Origin of the sequence: Streptomyces sp. NPDC059906, assembly GCF_042730645.1 — a bacterium.
Lineage (GTDB): Bacteria > Actinomycetota > Actinomycetes > Streptomycetales > Streptomycetaceae > Streptomyces > Streptomyces rubrogriseus.
The window spans coordinates 60,738-77,453 of the sequence record NZ_JBHWKU010000022.1 but is presented as its reverse complement, the minus strand read 5'-3'; the positions used below and the strand labels follow the sequence as shown (position 1 = coordinate 77,453).

Here is a 16,716-nt window from a genome sequence, read left to right as displayed (position 1 = left end):
AACAGGGGCCGCCGCATCCACGAGGGTGCGGCGGCCCCGTCGTGTTCTCAGTCGCGTACGGCAGGATGTGCCCCATGCCCAGTGCAGAATCGACGCCAGCGAGCGTGCACGAGCCGGACCCGGTGCGGCCGACCACGGAGGACCCGGTCGCCGCAGCCGGCAGCGAGCTGATCGGCGGCCCGCTGGGACGACGCGCCCTGCTCGGTACGTCCTGGTGGACCCCCGTCCGGGTGATCGCACTCGTGGCGATCGGCATGTTCGCCCTAGGACTGGTCCAGAAGGCACCCTGCTACAACGGGGCCTGGTTCTTCGGAGCCAGCTCCCAGTACACGCACGCGTGCTACTCGGACATCCCGCACCTCTACCAGGGCCGCGGTTTCGTCGACGGGCTCGTGCCGTACTTCGACAAGCTCCCCGGCGACATGGAGTACCTGGAGTACCCCGTGCTGACCGGCCTGTTCATGGAGGTCGCGTCCTGGCTCACGCCGGGCAGCGGAAGCATCCAGCACCAGGAACAGTGGTACTGGATGGTCAACGCCGGGATGCTCATGGTCTGTGCGGCCGTGATCGCCGTCTGCGTGACCCGCACGCACACCCGACGCCCCTGGGACGGTCTGCTGGTCGCCCTGGCCCCCGCCTTCGCGCTGACCGCCACCGTCAACTGGGACCTGCTGGCCGTAGCCCTGACGGCCGCCGCCGTCCTCATGTGGTCCCGGGAGCGTCCGCTGGCCTTCGGTGTGCTGCTGGGCCTGGCCACGGCCGCCAAGCTCTACCCCTTCCTCATCCTCGGGCCCCTGCTCGTCCTGTGCTGGCGTGCGGGCAAATGGCGGGCGTTCGCAACGGCGCTGGGGGGTGCGGCCGTCGCCTGGCTGGTGGTGAACCTGCCGGTGATGCTCTACGCCTTCGACGGCTGGTCGAAGTTCTACACGTTCAGCCAGGAACGGGGCGTGGACTTCGGGTCCTTCTGGCTGATCCTCGTCCAGAACTCCGACAACCCGCCCAGCACCGAGACCGTCAACACCCTCGCCACGCTTCTGATGCTGCTGTGCTGCGGCGCCGTCGCGGCGCTCACGCTGACCGCCCCCCGACGCCCGCGCTTCGCCCAGCTCGCCTTCCTGATCGTCGCGGCGTTCATCCTCACCAACAAGGTCTACTCACCGCAGTACGTGCTCTGGCTGGTGCCGCTGGCCGCGCTGGCCCGGCCGAAGTGGCGGGACTTCCTGATCTGGCAGGCGTGCGAGGTCGCCTACTTCCTCGGTATCTGGATGTACCTCGCGTACACGACCAGCGGGGACGCCCATAAGGGATTGCCCACGGACGGCTACCACTGGGCCATCGGCCTGCACCTGCTGGGAACGCTGTTCCTCTGCGCCATGGTGGTGCGCGACATCCTGATGCCCGACCGGGACCCGGTCCGGCGGACGGGCGACGACGACCCGTCGGGCGGTGTGCTGGACGGTGCGGAGGACGTCTTCGTCCTGGGCCCCGCGGCCCGGACCGAGCGGCCCCCGGCCCACTTCGAGGGGCCCCAGGTGCACTGGGGCAAGGGCCGGCAGCCGAACGGTCCGGTCTGAGCGAACGTGTGAAGGGCCGTACACGAGGATCACGAAGACGTCGGGTACGGCCCTCCCGCCGGCGGAGCCTGCTCGCTAGCGGTCGAGGATGCGGTCGAACTGCGTGGTGGTGTGCCGAAGGTGGGCCACCAGTTCGTCACCCACCTGGGGCTCCGACGCGTCCGAGGGAACGAACAGGATCGACACCTGCATGTGCGGCGGCTCCGCGAACCAACGCTGCTTGCCGCTCCAGACGAACGGCGAGAGATTCCGGTTGACCGTGGCGAGGCCGGCCCGGGCGACGCCCTTGGCACGCGGCATGACGCCGTGCAGCGCCTTCGGGGCCTCCAGCCCCACCCCGTGCGACGTACCGCCCGCCACGACCACCAGGAAGCCGTCCGAGGCGGCCTTCTGCTGCCGGTAGCCGAAACGCTCGCCCTTGGCGACGCGCGTGACGTCCAGGACCGCCCCGCGGTACTCGGTGGCCTCGTGGTCCCCCAGCCACAGCCGGGTGCCGATCCGGGCGCGGAAGCGGGTCTGCGGGAACTGCTGCTGGAGCCGGGCCAGTTCGTCGGCCTTGAGATGGCTGACGAACATGGTGTGCAGCGGCAGCCGGGCCGCGCGCAACCGGTCCATCCAGCCGATGACCTCCTCGACGGCGTCCGAGCCGTCGGTACGGTCCAGCGGCAGGTGGATGGCGAAGCCTTCCAGCCGGACGTTCTCTATGGCGGCGTGCAGCTGCGGCAGGTCCTGCTCGCTGATGCCGTGCCGCTTCATCGAGGACATCACCTCGATGACCACGCGGGCGCCCACCAGGCCGTACACCCCGTCGATGGACGACACCGAGCGCACGACCCGGTCGGGCAGCGGAACGGGCTCCTCACCGCGCCGGTACGGCGTGAGGACCAGCAGGTCGCCGCCGAAGAAGTCCTTGATCCGGGCGGCCTCGTAGGTGGTGCCGACGGCCAGCACGTCCGAGCCCAGCCGCGTGGCCTCCTCCGCCAGCCGCTCGTGACCGAAGCCGTAGCCGTTGCCCTTGCAGACCGGAACCAGTCCGGGGAACTGCTCCTGCACGTGCTTGTGGTGCGCCCGCCAGCGCGCGGTGTCGACGTAGAGCGTGAGCGCCATGGCCGGACCTGGAACCTTTCTCGTGGCTGTCAGAGGTGCGGATCGGGGATGGGCGGTGCGGTCAGCGGCGCGACATGTAGATGTCGAGCGCCTTGTGGAGCAGCTTGTTCAGCGGGAAGTCCCACTCGCCGAGGTACTCGGCCGCCTGACCGCCCGTACCCACCTTGAACTGGATCAGGCCGAAGAGGTGGTCGCTCTCGTCCAGCGAGTCGGAGATGCCGCGCAGGTCGTAGACGGTGGCGCCCAGCGCGTAGGAGTCGCGGAGCATGGCCCACTGCATGGCGTTCGACGGCCGGACCTCGCGGCCGATGTTGTCGGAGGCGCCGTAGGAGTACCAGACGTGTCCGCCGACGACCAGCATGGTCGCCGCCGACAGGTTGACCCCGTTGTGCCGGGCGAAGTACAGCCGCATGCGGTTGGGGTCCTCGTTGTTGAGGGCCGCCCACATGCGCTGGAAGTACGACAGCGGGCGCGGCCGGAAGTGGTCGCGCACGGCCGTGATCTCGTACAGGCGCTGCCACTCCTCCAGGTCGTGGTAGCCGCCCTGGACGACCTCGACACCGGCCTTCTCGGCCTTCTTGATGTTGCGGCGCCACAGCTGGTTGAAGTTCTTGTGGACCTCTTCCAGGGAGCGGTTGGCCAACGGCACCTGGAAGACGTAACGGGGCTGCACGTCGCCGAAGCCGGCGCCGCCGTCCTCGCCCTGCTGCCAGCCCATGCGGCGCAGCTTGTCGGCCACTTCGAACGCGCGCGGCTCGATGTGGTCCGCTTCTATGTCCCGCAGTCGCTTGACGTCCGGGTCCTGGATGCCCTTCTTGATCGACGTCGCGTCCCAGCGCCGGATGATCACCGGCGGGCCCATCTTCACCGAGAAGGCGCCCTGCTGCTTGAGGTGCGCCAGCATCGGCTCCATCCAGTCCTGGAGGTTCGGCGCGTACCAGTTGATGACCGGGCCCTCGGGGAGGTAGGCGAGGTAACGCTTGATCTTGGGCAGCTGCCGGTACAGGACGAGACCCACACCGACCAGCTCACCGGTCCGGTCGTCGAACCAGCCGAGGTTCTCCGAGCGCCATTCCGCCTTGACGTCCGCCCATGCCGGGACCTGCATGTGACTCGCCGCAGGCAGGCTCTGGATGTAGGCCAGATGCTGCTCGCGACTGATGGTCCTCAGGGTCAGGCTCATTCGGGGCGCTCCTCGGGCTGGTGTGTCCCCATGGGTACAGGGGCTCCGGCTCTCGCGCGAAGCCTACTGCGCCCGGTGAGCGCCCCGTCCGGCGTACGGCCGGAAGGACTCGTGCGGCGGGCGGCCGCCGAGGAGCATCAGCCGACGGGCATCAGCCGATGAGCCCGCCGTGGTAAATGCCGAAGAACAGCCCGAGTGCGGAGGCGCCGAGTCCGAGTACCAGGCCGAAGCGCTCCCGTGTCGTCTCGGACACGTACTGGCCGTACCCGCCGGTCAGGACACCGAGCAGTCCTGCCCAGGAGGTCAGGACGTGCAGTCCCCGGAAGCTCGCGGTGGCCAGGGCGAGCACCCCGAGGACCAGGGTCACGGCCAGCAGCGAGTCCTGGAGGGGGTGTCGTTTGCCGTCGGTGGCCAGCAGGCCGGTCCGGGGCCTGGCGGGTCGCATGATCTGTGCCATGGAGAACCTCCTGCCGAAGGCAGTGTGTTTTAGCCCTCACATCCCTGACTACCGATTGTGTCCCCCCGGGGCCGGATTTCAACCGCAGGGCGACGGCCGGGTACGCTGTACCTTCCGCACCGGTGTCTGTTGCCGGCCCCGGCCGGGCCACCTCCTCGGAGGAGGCCCGATTGTCAGTGGGTCCTGGTTAACTCGTTGATGCCGGTGCGAACGCATCGCAACCCTCCTGCCACGGAACGACCGTGGCCGCTGAGTCCAAAGGAGGTGGGTTCCACATGCGTCACTACGAGGTGATGGTCATCCTCGACCCCGATCTCGAGGAGCGCTCTGTCTCCCCGCTGATCGAGAACTTCCTCTCTGTCGTCCGTGACGGCGGCGGAAAGGTCGAGAAGGTCGACACCTGGGGCCGTCGTCGTCTCTCGTACGAGATCAAGAAGAAGCCCGAGGGCATCTACTCGGTCATCGACCTGCAGGCCGAGCCTGCGGTCGTCAAGGAGCTCGACCGCCAGATGAACCTGAACGAGTCGGTCCTCCGGACCAAGGTCCTCCGTCCCGAGATGCACTGAGCCTTCCCGCTCAGCTGATCCCGGGATTCGAGTAGCAGCAACCAAGCAGCCAGAGCAGCAAACCCGCCGAGAGGTTCCCCATGGCAGGCGAGACCGTCATCACGGTCGTCGGCAATCTTGTCGACGACCCCGAGCTGCGCTTCACCCCGTCCGGTGCGGCCGTCGCGAAGTTCCGCGTCGCGTCGACTCCCCGCACCTTCGACCGCCAGACGAACGAGTGGAAGGACGGCGAGAGCCTCTTCCTGACCTGCTCGGTCTGGCGTCAGGCGGCGGAGAACGTCGCCGAGTCGCTCCAGCGAGGCATGCGCGTCATCGTGCAGGGCCGGCTGAAGCAGCGGTCCTACGAGGACCGTGAGGGCGTCAAGCGCACGGTCTACGAGCTGGACGTCGACGAGGTCGGCGCCAGCCTGCGCAGCGCCACGGCCAAGGTCACCAAGACCTCGGGCCAGGGCCGCGGCGGCCAGGGCGGTTACGGCGGTGGCGGTGGCGGCCAGGGTGGCGGCGGCTGGGGCGGCGGCCCCGGTGGCGGCCAGCAGGGCGGCGGCGCGCCGGCCGACGACCCCTGGGCGACCGGTGGTGCTCCCGCCGGTGGCCAGCAGGGTGGTGGCGGCCAGGGTGGCGGCGGCTGGGGCGGTGGCTCCGGCGGCGGTGGCGGCTACTCGGACGAGCCCCCCTTCTAAAGGGACGGGCTCTACCCACACTTCTTGATCACACAGGAGAAACATCATGGCTAAGCCGCCTGTGCGCAAGCCGAAGAAGAAGGTCTGCGCATTCTGCAAGGACAAGGTCACGTACGTGGACTACAAGGACACGAACATGCTGCGGAAGTTCATTTCCGACCGCGGCAAGATCCGTGCCCGCCGCGTGACCGGCAACTGCACCCAGCACCAGCGTGACGTCGCCACGGCCGTGAAGAACAGCCGTGAGATGGCGCTGCTGCCCTACACCTCCACCGCGCGATAAGGGAAGGGTGACCGAAACATGAAGATCATCCTCACCCACGAGGTCTCCGGCCTCGGTGCCGCGGGCGACGTCGTCGACGTCAAGGACGGTTACGCTCGCAACTACCTGATCCCGCGGAAGTTCGCTATCCGCTGGACCAAGGGTGGCGAGAAGGACGTCGAGCAGATCCGTCGTGCTCGCAAGATCCACGAGATCCAGACCATCGAGCAGGCCAACCAGGTGAAGGCCCAGCTCGAGGGTGTGAAGGTCCGTCTGGCCGTCCGCTCCGGCGACGCCGGTCGTCTCTTCGGTTCCGTCACCCCGGCCGACGTCGCTTCGGCGATCAAGGCCGCCGGTGGCCCCGAGGTCGACAAGCGCCGCATCGAGCTGGGCTCGCCGATCAAGACCCTGGGCGCCCACCAGACGTCCGTGCGTCTGCACCCCGAGGTTGACGCCAAGGTCAGCATCGAGGTCGTCGCTGCCTGAGCACTGCTCTCGCTGAAGCGATGAGAGGGGCCGCATCTCCCGTCGGGGGATGCGGCCCCTCTTCGTGACCGTGCTCGAAGCCGTGTTTCACGTGAAACGGTCAGCGCGTCGCCCCGGTGACGATCCAGCGCCCCGATCGGGTACGCAGCCACAGCGTCACCAGACGCATCGCCATCATCAGCGTCATGGCCGCCCACAGGGCGGTGAGCCCACCGCCGAGGTTCGGGACGAGAAGCGCCGCGGGAGTGAAGACCGCCAGAGTGAGCAGCATGGCCCAGGCAAGGTAGGGGCCGTCGCCCGCACCCATGAGGACCCCGTCCAGGACGTAGACCACACCGCAGACCGGTTGGGCGACGGCCACGATCACCAGCGCGGGCAGCGCGGCGTCCTTGACCATGGAGTCGCCGGTGAACAGGGGCAGGAACACCGGGCGGGACAGCACCACGAGCAGACCCAGTACGACCCCGACCGCGACGCCCCACTCCACCATCCTGCGACACGCTTCTCGCGCACCCTGGGCGTCGTCCGCGCCCAGATAGCGGCCGATGATGGCCTGCCCCGCGATGGCGATGGCGTCGAGGGCGAACGCGAGGAGGCTCCACAGGGACAGGACGATCTGATGTGCGGCGACGTCGGCGTCGCCGAGGCGGGCCGCCACGGCCGTCGCGATCATGAGGATCGCCCGCAGGGAGAGCGTGCGCACCAGCAGCGGCATCCCGGCCTGAGCGGAAGCCCTGATGCCGGCCAGGTCCGGGCGCAGGGAGGCACCGTGTCGTCGGGCCCCCCGGACGACCACCCACAGGTAGACCGCGGCCATGCCGCACTGGGCGATGACGGTGCCCCAGGCGGAGCCCGCGATGCCGAGTCCGGCGCCGTAGACGAGCAGGACGTTGAGGACGGCGTTGGCGATGAAGCCTGCCACGGCCACATAGAGAGGGGTCCGGGTGTTCTGCAGCCCCCTCAGGACACCGGTCGAAGCCAGCACGACGAGCATGGCGGGGATGCCGAGGGAGGAAATCCGCAGATAGGTGGTGGCGTAGGGGGCTGCGGTGTCGGATGCGCCGAAGAGTTCCACGAGGGAGGGGGCGGCGGGCAGAAAGACCGCGATGACGGCGGCGCCGAGCAGCAGTGCCAGCCAGATGCCGTCCATGCCCTGACGGATCGCTGCTTGCAGGTCGCCCGCGCCGACGCGGCGCGAGACGGCCGCGGTGGTGGCGTAGGCGAGGAAGACGAACACGCTGACGGCCGTGGTGAGCAGGGCCGAGGCGATGCCGAGTCCGGCGAGCTGAGCGGTTCCGAGATGGCCGACGATGGCGCTGTCGGCCATGACGAAGAGGGGCTCGGCGACGAGCGCGCCGAAGGCCGGAACGGCCAGCGCGACGATCTCTCGGTCGTGCCGGCGCCGGACGGTCCGGGTGCGCGCGGGGGCCTGTGTCATGGGCACCAATCTAATCGTCCACAGGTAAGAGATGCAAAGCTTTGACGACCCTTACGTCCGGTCGCGAACGGTGTACTTCTGGGTATGGTTCGAAGTGATCTTGGTCCGACTGGGAAAGTTTTTCTTCTGCACAGGCGGTGGACGGTAAAGGCGCAGCTCAAAGAAGGTTCTCGGGTCGCGGTGCGGGCTTGTTCACAGGGCTGTCCACCGGGTCGTGCACAGGTTTCGCGGAGTTCTCCACAGCATCTGGCCGGTCGTCCACATGGCCTGTGGATAACCAGATTGGCTGACGGTGCCCGCAGGCCTACGGTTATCCGGCGCCCGCTCCGTCCGTCGGCCGGTGAACCCTCACAAAACCGACGCGCCAGAACCGGAGTTGGGCGTCTTATTTGTCAGTGCCGTGCCGTAGAAATGAGGGGCACGGCGAGGTCCGCTCGGCGGACGGGAGGAGGTGGCTCGGTGAGCATTTCCGAGCCCTTGGACGACCCGTGGGCCGACAGCGGCCCCAGTGATCGTCTGCCTGCTTCCCGCCGCCGCAGTGAGGGCGGCCGTGGCCGGGACGAACAGCACGAGCGCGGCCCGGACAGCGGGTGGGACGGCGGTGGCGCGTCCTTCGAGCGGGTGCCGCCGCAGGACCTGGACGCCGAGCAGTCCGTCCTCGGCGGGATGCTCCTGTCCAAGGACGCCATCGCCGACGTCGTCGAGATCCTCAAGGGCCACGACTTCTACAAGCCGGCCCACGAGACGGTCTACCAGGCCATCCTCGACGTCTACGCCAAGGGCGAGCCGGCCGACCCCATCACGATCGCCGCGGAACTCACCAAGCGCGGGGAGATCAACAAGGTCGGCGGCGCCTCGTACCTGCACACCCTCGTCCAGACGGTGCCGACGGCCGCGAACGCCGCGTACTACGCCGAGATCGTGCACGAGCGGGCGGTGCTGCGCCGCCTGGTCGAGGCCGGCACCCGGATCACACAGATGGGATACGCGGCCGACGACGACGTCGACGAGATCGTCAACCGCGCCCAGGCCGAGATCTACGCCGTCACCGAGCAGCGCACCAGCGAGGACTACCTGCCGCTCGGCGACATCATGGAGGGCGCGCTCGACGAGATCGAGGCCATCGGGTCGCGCAGCGGCGAGATGACCGGTGTGCCGACGGGCTTCACCGACTTCGATTCGCTGACCAACGGCCTGCACCCCGGACAGATGATCGTCATCGCCGCACGTCCCGCGATGGGCAAGTCGACCCTGGCGCTGGACTTCGCGCGGGCCGCCTCGATCAAGAACAACCTGCCGAGCGTCATCTTCTCGCTCGAAATGGGGCGCAACGAGATCGCCATGCGACTGCTGTCCGCCGAGGCCCGCGTCGCACTGCACCACATGCGGTCGGGCACGATGACGGACGACGACTGGACCCGGCTGGCGCGCCGGATGCCCGACGTGTCGGCCGCCCCCCTCTACATCGACGACTCCCCCAACCTGTCGATGATGGAGATCCGCGCCAAGTGCCGTCGCCTCAAACAGCGCAACGACCTCAAGCTGGTCATCATCGACTACCTCCAGCTGATGCAGTCCGGCGGTTCGAAGCGTGCCGAGAGCCGGCAGCAGGAGGTCTCGGACATGTCCCGAAACCTCAAGCTGCTGGCGAAGGAGCTGGAGATCCCGGTCATCGCGCTCTCCCAGCTGAACCGTGGTCCGGAGCAGCGCACCGACAAGAAGCCCATGGTCTCCGACCTACGTGAGTCCGGTTCGATCGAGCAGGACGCCGACATGGTCATCCTGCTGCACCGCGAGGACGCCTATGAGAAGGAGTCACCGCGCGCGGGCGAGGCGGACCTGATCGTGGCCAAGCACCGTAACGGTCCGACGGCGACGATCACGGTCGCCTTCCAGGGCCACTACTCGCGCTTCGTGGACATGGCACAGACCTGACAGCGGGCCGGGTGGGCTGTCGTCCTCACCGCGGTGGACGGTGCCACGGGGAAATCGGCTCGACGTGCGGTGTCCCGACCGGTGGACTGGGCACATGACGACACCTCAGGGAGAGCTGCTCCCCACCACCCGGCGGGCGCTGACGCACCGGATCGCCGTGGCCCAGGCGGAAGGGCGTACGCCGTCGCTCGTCGCGGCGGTGGTCCGGGGCGGGCGGGCCGTGTGGCACGGTGCGCGGACCTCGGTCGACGGGCACGGCCCGGATGAGAACGTGCAGTACCGGATCGGCTCGATCACCAAGACGTTCACCGCCGTCCTCGTCCTGCGGCTGCGCGACGAGGGCGTGCTCGACCTCGGGGATCCGCTCGAGAAGCACCTGCCGGGCACCGGGGCGGGGGAGGCGACGATCGCCGAACTGCTCGCGCACTCGGGCGGGCTGGCCGCCGAGTCACCGGCGCCCTGGTGGGAGCGGACACCGGGCTCGCTGCGCCCCGAACTCGCCGATGTGCTCGGCAAGCAGCCGCTCCTGCATCCGGTGGGCCGCCGGCACCACTACTCCAACCCCGGCTACACACTGCTCGGCGCGCTGGTCGAGAAGTTGCGCGGCGCTTCGTGGGAAGAGGTGCTGCAACGGGAGGTGCTGGACCCGCTGGGGCTACGGCGTACGGGCACCCGGCCCAGCGCCCCGCATGCCGGTGGCTGGGCGGTGCATCCATGGGCCGATGTGATGCTTGCCGAGCCTGTCGAGGACCTCGGGCGGATGGCCCCGGCCGGCCAGCTCTGGTCCACCACCGGGGACCTGGCGCGGTTCGCCGTCTTCCTGACGCTGGGGGACGACCAGGTGCTCGGGGCCGATACCGTGCGGGAGATGCGGGCGCCGGCCGCCCCGGCCGAGGCCGCGGATGTGGTGGACGGCGCGGCCTACGGACTGGGGCTGCAGATCCAGCACCGGGACGGGCGGCTGCTCGTCGGGCATTCCGGGTCCCTGCCGGGCTTCCTGGCCAACCTCACCATCGGCGTGGAGGACGACGTGGCCGCGGTGGTCCTGACCAACTGCACCTCGGGGCCACTGCTCGCCGGGGTCGGGGCCGACCTCGTGCGCATCGTCGCCGAGGCGGAGCCCCGGATCCCCGAACCGTGGCGTCCACTGCGGGAGGCCGACTCCTCCGTACTGGAGTTGGCGGGGCAGTGGTACTGGGGGACGCACGCCTTCGCCCTGCGGCTGACGCCCGACGGAGGGGTCTCGCTGGGGCCGCTGTCCGGCCAGGGTCGCCGCTCACGCTTCCGGGCGAACGGTGACGGCAGCTGGACGGGACTGGAGGGGTACTACGCGGGGGAGTCGCTGCGTGCGGTGAGGCGTCCGGACGGCACCGTCAGCCATCTGGATCTCGGGTCGTTCGTCTTCACGCGTCAGCCGTACGACGAGGGCGCCTCCGTGCCGGGTGGAGTGGACCCGGAGGGATGGCGGGGGATCGGCTAGCAGCCGTCCGTACAGGAACGGGCCCTGTTTCACGTGAAACAGGGCCGCGCGCCGCGTGTGACGGGAGCCGTGCTCTCAGAGCTGGAGTTTGAAGCCCGTGTGCGAGGCTTCGAAGCCGAGTCGCTCGTAGAAGCGGTGGGCGTCGGTACGGGTCTTGTCGGAGGTGAGTTGCACCAGGTGGCAGCTCTGCCGCCGGGACTCGTCGATCGCCCACTCGATCAGCTGTGTGCCCAGCCCGCTGCCGCGTTCGTCACGGTGGATGCGTACCCCTTCGACGATCGAACGGGTGGCGCCGCGCCGGGACAGTCCGGGGACGATCGTCAGTTGGAGCGTGCCGACGACACGACCGTCGCGGACGGCCACCACCAGATGCTGGTTCGGATCAACCCTGAGGCGTTCGAAGGCGGCCAGATACGGGCCCAGGTCGTCCGGTGATTCGCGCCGTGCGCCCAGCGGGTCGTCGGCGAGCATCGCGACGACCGCCGGGATGTCCTCGGCGGTGGTCGGGCGTATTTCGAGATCTCCCATGCCTGCACTCTAGAACCGGGCCGGCGCCCGGTTGTCCGGACAGGCCCTAGGCGGGCACCGGTGCCTTCAGGGTTTCCACGGCCCGGACGAGCGGGGCCAGATCGGGGTTCGCCGCAGCCTCGTCGAGGGCCTCGCGCAGGGCGGCGTCATTGGTGGGACGCGCCTCGCCGAGCAGCTGCAGGCCCGCCGCGGTGACGTTGGTGTAGATGCCTCGCCGGTCGGTGGGGCACAGGTAGCGCTCGAGCAGGCCACGGTCCTCGAGCCGGGTGACCAGCCGGGTGGTCGCGCTCTGACTGAGGACGACGGCGTCGGCGACCTGCTTCATCTGCAGATGCCCCCCGTCGCCGTCGTGCTGGCGGCTGAGCACGTCGAGCAGGGAGTACTCGCGGACGCTCAGGTCGTGCCCGGCCTGCAGCGCGCGCTCGATGTGTGCCTCGATCCTCCCGTGCAGCAGGGAGAGGGCGCACCAGCCCTGGGAGAGGGCGGTGAGCGCGGGGTCCGTCGCTGTCATGTGGATCCTCCGTCCAGGAGCGGCTGAGACCAGGGTAGACCAGTCACGCGATTGTCAGCGCTTGCATATTGCCCGCGTGTGCAATTATTGTGAGCGAACGCAAAGCGCTCCTGCAATTGTCTGGGAAGGTGTACCCCTCCATGCCTCTCGCGCTTCTGGCCCTCGCGATCGGGGCCTTCGGGATCGGAACGACCGAGTTCGTGATCATGGGTTTGCTGCCCGAGGTCGCGAGCGACTACGGGGTCGACATCCCCACCGCCGGCTATCTGGTGACCGGGTACGCGCTCGGTGTGATGCTCGGCGCCCCGCTGATGACCGTGCTCGGCACCAGGGTTCCGCGCAAGCGGATGCTGATGCTGCTGATGGGCCTGTTCATCGTCGGCAACCTGCTCTCCGCCCTCGCCCCCGCCTTCTCGGTCATGCTGATCGGCCGTGTGGTCGCCTCGCTCGCCCACGGCGCCTTCTTCGGGATCGGATCCGTCGTCGCGGCCGGTCTGGTCGCACCGCACAAGAAGGCCGGCGCCATCGCGATGATGTTCACCGGACTGACCGTCGCCAACGTCGTCGGCGTCCCGCTGGGCACGCTGATCGGGCAGACCGCCGGCTGGCGCGTCACCTTCGCCGTCGTCGCCGCGCTCGGTGTCGTCGGCCTGGCCGGCGTCGCCAAGCTGGTCCCCGACATGCCCAGGGCCGAGGGCGTGCGGCTGCGCCACGAGATGGCCGCGTTCAAGAACGTCCAGGTCCTGCTCGCGATGGCCATGACCGTCCTCGGCTTCGGCGGGGTCTTCGCGGCGATCACCTACATCGCGCCGATGATGACCCACGTCGCGGGCTTCGCCGACGGTTCGGTCACCTGGCTGCTGGTCCTCTTCGGCCTCGGCATGGTCGGCGGCAACCTCGTCGGCGGCCGGTTCGCCGACCGCGCCCTGATGCCCATGCTGTACATCTCCCTGAGCGCCCTGTCCGTCGTACTCGCCCTCTTCACCCTCACCGCGCACGACAAGTTCGCGTCCGCCGTGACCATCGTCCTGATCGGGGCCCTGGGCTTCGCCACCGTCCCTCCGCTGCAGAAGCGCGTCCTGGACCACGCGCACGGCGCCCCGACGCTGGCCTCCGCGGTGAACATCGGCGCCTTCAACCTCGGCAACGCGCTCTCCGCCTGGCTGGGCGGGGTCGTGATCGCGGCCGGCTTCGGCTACACCGCCCCCAACTGGGTCGGCGCCGTGCTCGCCGCCGCCGCGCTGGTCCTCGCCGTCCTCTCGGCCGCCCTGGAACGGCGCGGGAGCGCTCCGGGCACGGTCGTCGCGGGTTCCGTCTCCTCCACCGAGCAGCGGGCCGCCGCCGTCCACCACTGACCACCGACCACCGACCCCGGCCCCGGGACGTGCGGGGCCAGGGCCGTCCCCGCCCCCCGCGGCCACCACCGCCTCGGCGACCACCGAGGCACCGCACCACTCGGCACGACCAAGGAGAAAGACCCATGAGCACCACCGCTGTCACCCCGCTGACGACCCGGGACGCCGAAGCGCTCGTCACCGCGGCTCACCACGCCGCCGAGGCGGCCGGTGTCACGGTCAGCGTCACCGTCCTCGACGCCGGTGGCCACCTGCTCGCCTTCCGGCGTGACGACCGGGCCGTGCTGATCTCCGGTGAGACCAGCACGCGCAAGGCCTACACGGCACTCCAGCTGAACGCTCCCACCGCCTACCTCGTCGACGCAGTGCAGCCCGGAGGCCTCTTCCACACCCTGCCCACCGCCCTCGACCGGCCGCTCCTGTTCCTCGCGGGCGGCGTGCCCGTGCACCGTGAGGGCCGACTGATCGGAGCGATCGGGGTGGGCGGCGGCGCACCCGACCAGGACCACGGCTTCGCCTCGGCCGCCGTGCGGGCGCTCGCCTGACCCTCGTGCGACGGCAGCGGCCGCCCGACGGACGGCGCCGCCAAAGTCAGCCCGCCGCCACCGTCAGCGGCGCGAAGCGCCGGGTCCAGTCCCCGGGCAGTTCGGTGATCCCGTAGGTCATGACCGCGTTGGGGGCGATGCTGGAGAGGCCGCGCTCCTTCACCCACGCCAGCAGCTCCTCGTGCCGTACGTCGATGTCCGTGCGCAGCGGTCGATCGGTACGGGCGGCGAGCGAGCCGATCAGTGCCTTGGCCGTCTCGGTGTCACGGGCGATCAGCGGGCCCACCACGTGGGTGTCCATGTTCGGCCAGGCCGCTGCGTACCCGATGATCCGGCCGTCCTCCTCGGCGACACGCAACTGGTCGGCGAAGGCGGGCAGCCGCGTGACGATGGGAGTGCGGTCCGCACCGAAGACCTCCTCGTCGAGCCGGAGAACCGCGGCGAGGTCCTCGGCGGTGGCCGCGCGGGTGACGGTCTTCGGTTCCGGCCCGCCCGGGACGAAACGGCCCCGCACCATCTCCGCCCCGCCCGTCACCTTGAAGCCGAGCTCCTCGTAGAGCGGCCGGCCGTACGGCGTCGCGTGCAGGGTCAGCGGAAGGGTGCCCAGCCCGGAGACGATGTGACGCATCAGACGGCGTCCGACGCCCTGGCGCGCGTGCTGCTCGGCGACCAGCACCATGCCGATGGCGGCGAGCGAGGGGCGTTCCTGCGGTCCGTACTCGGTGACGGTGCAGGCGGCGACGAGACCGCCGCCGGGGTCGTCGATGCCGTACCCCTTTCCGGCGGTGAGGAGGAACCCCCACTTGTGTTCCTCCCGCGGCCACCCCCGGTCCTCGGACAGGTCGGCGCAGGCGGTGAGATCGCGGAGCGTCAGACGGCGGATCGGAGCAGAGGCGAGGAAAGGTGTCGGCACGCAGGTCAGGCTGTCCGACGGCGGCCTCCCGCGTCCACCTCTTTCCGGTGGAACCTGAGAGCTTTCGGCCAAGTCGCTTCAGCCGAGGTCGGGGGCGTGCAGGGCACGCACACCTTCGATGTTGCCGTCCAGGTAGTGCCGCAGGGACAGCGGTACGAGGTGGACGGAGGCGATCCCGACCCGGGTGAACGGCACCCGGACGATCTCGTACTCACCGGCCGGCTCATCGACCTCGGGACCGTGCCGCAGGGACGGGTCCATGGATTCCAGGTGGCAGACGAAGAAGTGCTGCACCTTCACCCCGGTCGCGCCACCGTCCTCGCCGATGTGCTCGACGGTGTCGACGAAGCAGGGCACCACGTCGCTGATCTTGGCGCCGAGTTCCTCGTACACCTCACGGTGCAGGGCGTCCACGACGGTGGTGTCGTCCGGCTCGACCCCGCCGCCGGGAGTGACCCAGTAGGGGTCGACGCCGGGCTTGGTCCGCTTGATCAGGATCAGGTGGTCGCCGTCCAGCAGGACGGCGCGAGCGGTGCGCTTGACCACGGGTCGGACGGTCATGGGAGAAATGTGGCCCGGCTGGTTCCACGTGAAACATCGTGGGACGCGACCGGTTCGTGAGTCCGCCGGCTCAGTTCCAGTCGGCGGCCGCGCGCAGCAACCACTCGTGGGCGCGGGCGATGTGCGGCATCGCCAACGTGCCGGTGCGCACCACCAGGAAATACGTCCGCAGCGGCGGCACCGGCGGATCGTGCAGGGCGACGACGTCACCGCGTTCCAGCGCCTCCGCGCACAGATAGCGCGGCAGGACGGCGAGCCCGGCGCCCGCGATCGCGCAGGCGAGAACAGCACGCAGGTCGGGGGCGACGACCGTGGCCGGGGCGGCCGGACGGGCGTCGAAGACGGAGGCCCAGTAACGGGCGACGAAGGGCAGTGACTCGTGCACTTCGACCACGGGGACGTGTTTCAGGGCGGAAGCATCGGTGTCGCGGACGTCTTCGACGCCCGCGCGCTCCGCCCAGTGCGGCGTGGCGACCAGGACGTGCACTTCGTCGCAGAGCGGAGTCGCGGTGAGCAGCGCCCCGCGTGGACGAGCCGTGCCGATGGCCAGATCGTGATGCCCGGCCGCGAGGCCCTCCAGGGTCTCCTCGGCGTTTCCGAACGAGGCGCGCAGGGCGAAGGCCTGGTCGTCCTCGCCGGTGAGCCCGCCGAGCGCGGGCAGCGCCCGTTCGGCGGTGAACTCGGGCGGTCCGGCCAGGTGCAGGGTCCGCAGGGAGGAGTCGTCCTCCAGCCCGGTCTCGGCGATTTCCACCAAGGCGTCGAGATGCGGTGCGGCCTTGTGGGCGAGTTCGTCGCCGATGGTCGTCGGGGTCACGCCGCGGGCCTGCCGAAGGAACAGCGGACGGCCGAGCTGACGCTCCAGAGTGCGGATCTGCGAGGTGACGGCGGGCTGCGAGAGGCCGAGCAGAGCTGCCGCGCGGGTGAAGGAACCGGCCCGGTGCACGGTGACGAAGGTGCGGAGCAAGGCCAGATCCACGGAAAAACCCGTCCCCTCTTCTGTTCTTCTCCAGCCCCCGCTCGTGCCCAACTATAAATAAGTCGATAGGTCGCTGTCGCTAGGGTGATTGGACACTGACACTCAGTCAACTAGCCTTGTGCGCGCGGTTCTTCGCGCGCGGAACCGGAGGACGGTCCG

18 protein-coding genes are annotated in these 16,716 nt (G+C 69.6%); 9 read left to right on the top strand and 9 right to left on the bottom strand.

Annotated features, from left to right (window positions below; genetic code table 11):
* Positions 1 to 65: 65 nt before the first annotated feature.
* Positions 66 to 1,574, top strand: coding sequence for a glycosyltransferase family 87 protein (locus ACFV9J_RS28345; protein ID WP_385358664.1), 1,509 nt, complete (start codon positions 66 to 68; stop codon positions 1,572 to 1,574).
* Between the two features lie 75 nt (positions 1,575 to 1,649).
* Here ACFV9J_RS28345 and ACFV9J_RS28340 read toward each other — a convergent pair whose 3' ends face one another.
* The 3 genes from ACFV9J_RS28340 to ACFV9J_RS28330 all read right to left on the bottom strand — a co-directional run bounded on the left by ACFV9J_RS28340 (position 1,650) and on the right by ACFV9J_RS28330 (position 4,321).
* Positions 1,650 to 2,681, bottom strand: a complete 1,032-nt coding sequence (locus ACFV9J_RS28340) for an alanine racemase (RefSeq protein WP_003975028.1) — start codon at positions 2,679 to 2,681, stop codon at positions 1,650 to 1,652.
* A gap of 61 nt (positions 2,682 to 2,742) precedes the next feature.
* Positions 2,743 to 3,864: a peptidoglycan bridge formation glycyltransferase FemX gene (gene femX, locus ACFV9J_RS28335; RefSeq protein ID WP_385358585.1), complete on the bottom strand. Its 1,122-nt coding sequence runs from the start codon at positions 3,862 to 3,864 to the stop codon at positions 2,743 to 2,745.
* A gap of 151 nt (positions 3,865 to 4,015) precedes the next feature.
* Positions 4,016 to 4,321 (bottom strand): hypothetical protein, encoded by a 306-nt coding sequence (locus tag ACFV9J_RS28330; RefSeq protein WP_385358583.1) that lies wholly within the window; start codon positions 4,319 to 4,321, stop codon positions 4,016 to 4,018.
* Positions 4,322 to 4,596: 275 nt separating this feature from the next.
* On the opposite strand from ACFV9J_RS28330, the gene rpsF reads away from it, so the two are divergent.
* The 4 genes from rpsF (at position 4,597) to rplI (ending at position 6,315) form a co-directional block, all read left to right on the top strand.
* Positions 4,597 to 4,887 carry a 30S ribosomal protein S6 gene (gene rpsF / locus ACFV9J_RS28325; RefSeq protein ID WP_003975025.1) on the top strand — a complete coding sequence of 97 codons (291 nt, stop codon included), beginning with the start codon at positions 4,597 to 4,599 and terminating at the stop codon, positions 4,885 to 4,887.
* Between the two features lie 80 nt (positions 4,888 to 4,967).
* On the top strand, positions 4,968 to 5,567 hold the full coding sequence (locus ACFV9J_RS28320) for a single-stranded DNA-binding protein (RefSeq protein ID WP_011029303.1): 600 nt from the start codon (positions 4,968 to 4,970) through the stop codon (positions 5,565 to 5,567).
* 46 nt (positions 5,568 to 5,613) lie between these two features.
* On the top strand, positions 5,614 to 5,850 hold the full coding sequence (rpsR, locus tag ACFV9J_RS28315; protein WP_003949403.1) for a 30S ribosomal protein S18: 237 nt from the start codon (positions 5,614 to 5,616) through the stop codon (positions 5,848 to 5,850).
* 18 nt (positions 5,851 to 5,868) lie between these two features.
* Positions 5,869 to 6,315, top strand: coding sequence for a 50S ribosomal protein L9 (gene rplI / locus ACFV9J_RS28310; protein ID WP_073726061.1), 447 nt, complete (start codon positions 5,869 to 5,871; stop codon positions 6,313 to 6,315).
* A 100-nt stretch (positions 6,316 to 6,415) separates the two neighbouring features.
* Here rplI and ACFV9J_RS28305 read toward each other — a convergent pair whose 3' ends face one another.
* Positions 6,416 to 7,753, bottom strand: a complete 1,338-nt coding sequence (locus ACFV9J_RS28305; protein WP_385358580.1) for an MATE family efflux transporter — start codon at positions 7,751 to 7,753, stop codon at positions 6,416 to 6,418.
* A 459-nt stretch (positions 7,754 to 8,212) separates the two neighbouring features.
* On the opposite strand from ACFV9J_RS28305, the gene dnaB reads away from it, so the two are divergent.
* Together dnaB and ACFV9J_RS28295 are read left to right on the top strand one after the other, a co-directional pair.
* Complete coding sequence (dnaB, locus tag ACFV9J_RS28300) at positions 8,213 to 9,688, top strand: replicative DNA helicase (protein ID WP_385358579.1); 1,476 nt, start codon at positions 8,213 to 8,215, stop codon at positions 9,686 to 9,688.
* A gap of 94 nt (positions 9,689 to 9,782) precedes the next feature.
* Positions 9,783 to 11,168, top strand: a complete 1,386-nt coding sequence (locus ACFV9J_RS28295) for a serine hydrolase domain-containing protein (RefSeq protein WP_385358577.1) — start codon at positions 9,783 to 9,785, stop codon at positions 11,166 to 11,168.
* A 75-nt stretch (positions 11,169 to 11,243) separates the two neighbouring features.
* Here ACFV9J_RS28295 and ACFV9J_RS28290 read toward each other — a convergent pair whose 3' ends face one another.
* Both ACFV9J_RS28290 and ACFV9J_RS28285 read right to left on the bottom strand, forming a co-directional pair.
* Positions 11,244 to 11,696, bottom strand: coding sequence for a GNAT family N-acetyltransferase (locus ACFV9J_RS28290; RefSeq protein ID WP_385358575.1), 453 nt, complete (start codon positions 11,694 to 11,696; stop codon positions 11,244 to 11,246).
* A gap of 46 nt (positions 11,697 to 11,742) precedes the next feature.
* A complete protein-coding gene (locus ACFV9J_RS28285; RefSeq protein ID WP_385358573.1) occupies positions 11,743 to 12,207 on the bottom strand; it encodes a MarR family winged helix-turn-helix transcriptional regulator in 465 nt (154 codons plus the stop codon).
* A gap of 140 nt (positions 12,208 to 12,347) precedes the next feature.
* Here ACFV9J_RS28285 and ACFV9J_RS28280 point away from each other — a divergent pair, with 140 nt between their 5' ends.
* Both ACFV9J_RS28280 and ACFV9J_RS28275 read left to right on the top strand, forming a co-directional pair.
* On the top strand, positions 12,348 to 13,562 hold the full coding sequence (locus ACFV9J_RS28280) for an MFS transporter (protein WP_385358572.1): 1,215 nt from the start codon (positions 12,348 to 12,350) through the stop codon (positions 13,560 to 13,562).
* Between the two features lie 125 nt (positions 13,563 to 13,687).
* Positions 13,688 to 14,107, top strand: a complete 420-nt coding sequence (locus ACFV9J_RS28275) for a heme-binding protein (RefSeq protein ID WP_385358570.1) — start codon at positions 13,688 to 13,690, stop codon at positions 14,105 to 14,107.
* Between the two features lie 46 nt (positions 14,108 to 14,153).
* Here the strand turns inward: ACFV9J_RS28275 and ACFV9J_RS28270 are convergent, their stop codons facing one another.
* The 3 genes from ACFV9J_RS28270 to ACFV9J_RS28260 all read right to left on the bottom strand — a co-directional run bounded on the left by ACFV9J_RS28270 (position 14,154) and on the right by ACFV9J_RS28260 (position 16,557).
* Positions 14,154 to 15,020, bottom strand: a complete 867-nt coding sequence (locus ACFV9J_RS28270) for a GNAT family N-acetyltransferase (RefSeq protein ID WP_385358568.1) — start codon at positions 15,018 to 15,020, stop codon at positions 14,154 to 14,156.
* 78 nt (positions 15,021 to 15,098) lie between these two features.
* Positions 15,099 to 15,581 carry an NUDIX hydrolase gene (locus tag ACFV9J_RS28265; RefSeq protein ID WP_356866453.1) on the bottom strand — a complete coding sequence of 161 codons (483 nt, stop codon included), beginning with the start codon at positions 15,579 to 15,581 and terminating at the stop codon, positions 15,099 to 15,101.
* A 70-nt stretch (positions 15,582 to 15,651) separates the two neighbouring features.
* Entirely contained in the window at positions 15,652 to 16,557 is a 906-nt protein-coding gene (locus tag ACFV9J_RS28260; protein WP_385358566.1) for a LysR family transcriptional regulator, read from the bottom strand.
* Positions 16,558 to 16,716 lie beyond the last annotated feature (159 nt).

Coding starts and splice junctions, on each gene's coding strand:
- ACFV9J_RS28345 (WP_385358664.1), top strand. CDS start 66: ATGTGCCCCATGCCCAGTGCAGAATCGACGCCAGCGAGCGTGCACGAG.
- ACFV9J_RS28340 (WP_003975028.1), bottom strand. CDS start 2,681: ATGGCGCTCACGCTCTACGTCGACACCGCGCGCTGGCGGGCGCACCAC.
- femX (WP_385358585.1), bottom strand. CDS start 3,864: ATGAGCCTGACCCTGAGGACCATCAGTCGCGAGCAGCATCTGGCCTAC.
- ACFV9J_RS28330 (WP_385358583.1), bottom strand. CDS start 4,321: ATGGCACAGATCATGCGACCCGCCAGGCCCCGGACCGGCCTGCTGGCC.
- rpsF (WP_003975025.1), top strand. CDS start 4,597: ATGCGTCACTACGAGGTGATGGTCATCCTCGACCCCGATCTCGAGGAG.
- ACFV9J_RS28320 (WP_011029303.1), top strand. CDS start 4,968: ATGGCAGGCGAGACCGTCATCACGGTCGTCGGCAATCTTGTCGACGAC.
- rpsR (WP_003949403.1), top strand. CDS start 5,614: ATGGCTAAGCCGCCTGTGCGCAAGCCGAAGAAGAAGGTCTGCGCATTC.
- rplI (WP_073726061.1), top strand. CDS start 5,869: ATGAAGATCATCCTCACCCACGAGGTCTCCGGCCTCGGTGCCGCGGGC.
- ACFV9J_RS28305 (WP_385358580.1), bottom strand. CDS start 7,753: ATGACACAGGCCCCCGCGCGCACCCGGACCGTCCGGCGCCGGCACGAC.
- ACFV9J_RS28295 (WP_385358577.1), top strand. CDS start 9,783: ATGACGACACCTCAGGGAGAGCTGCTCCCCACCACCCGGCGGGCGCTG.
- ACFV9J_RS28290 (WP_385358575.1), bottom strand. CDS start 11,696: ATGGGAGATCTCGAAATACGCCCGACCACCGCCGAGGACATCCCGGCG.
- ACFV9J_RS28285 (WP_385358573.1), bottom strand. CDS start 12,207: ATGACAGCGACGGACCCCGCGCTCACCGCCCTCTCCCAGGGCTGGTGC.
- ACFV9J_RS28280 (WP_385358572.1), top strand. CDS start 12,348: ATGCCTCTCGCGCTTCTGGCCCTCGCGATCGGGGCCTTCGGGATCGGA.
- ACFV9J_RS28275 (WP_385358570.1), top strand. CDS start 13,688: ATGAGCACCACCGCTGTCACCCCGCTGACGACCCGGGACGCCGAAGCG.
- ACFV9J_RS28265 (WP_356866453.1), bottom strand. CDS start 15,581: ATGACCGTCCGACCCGTGGTCAAGCGCACCGCTCGCGCCGTCCTGCTG.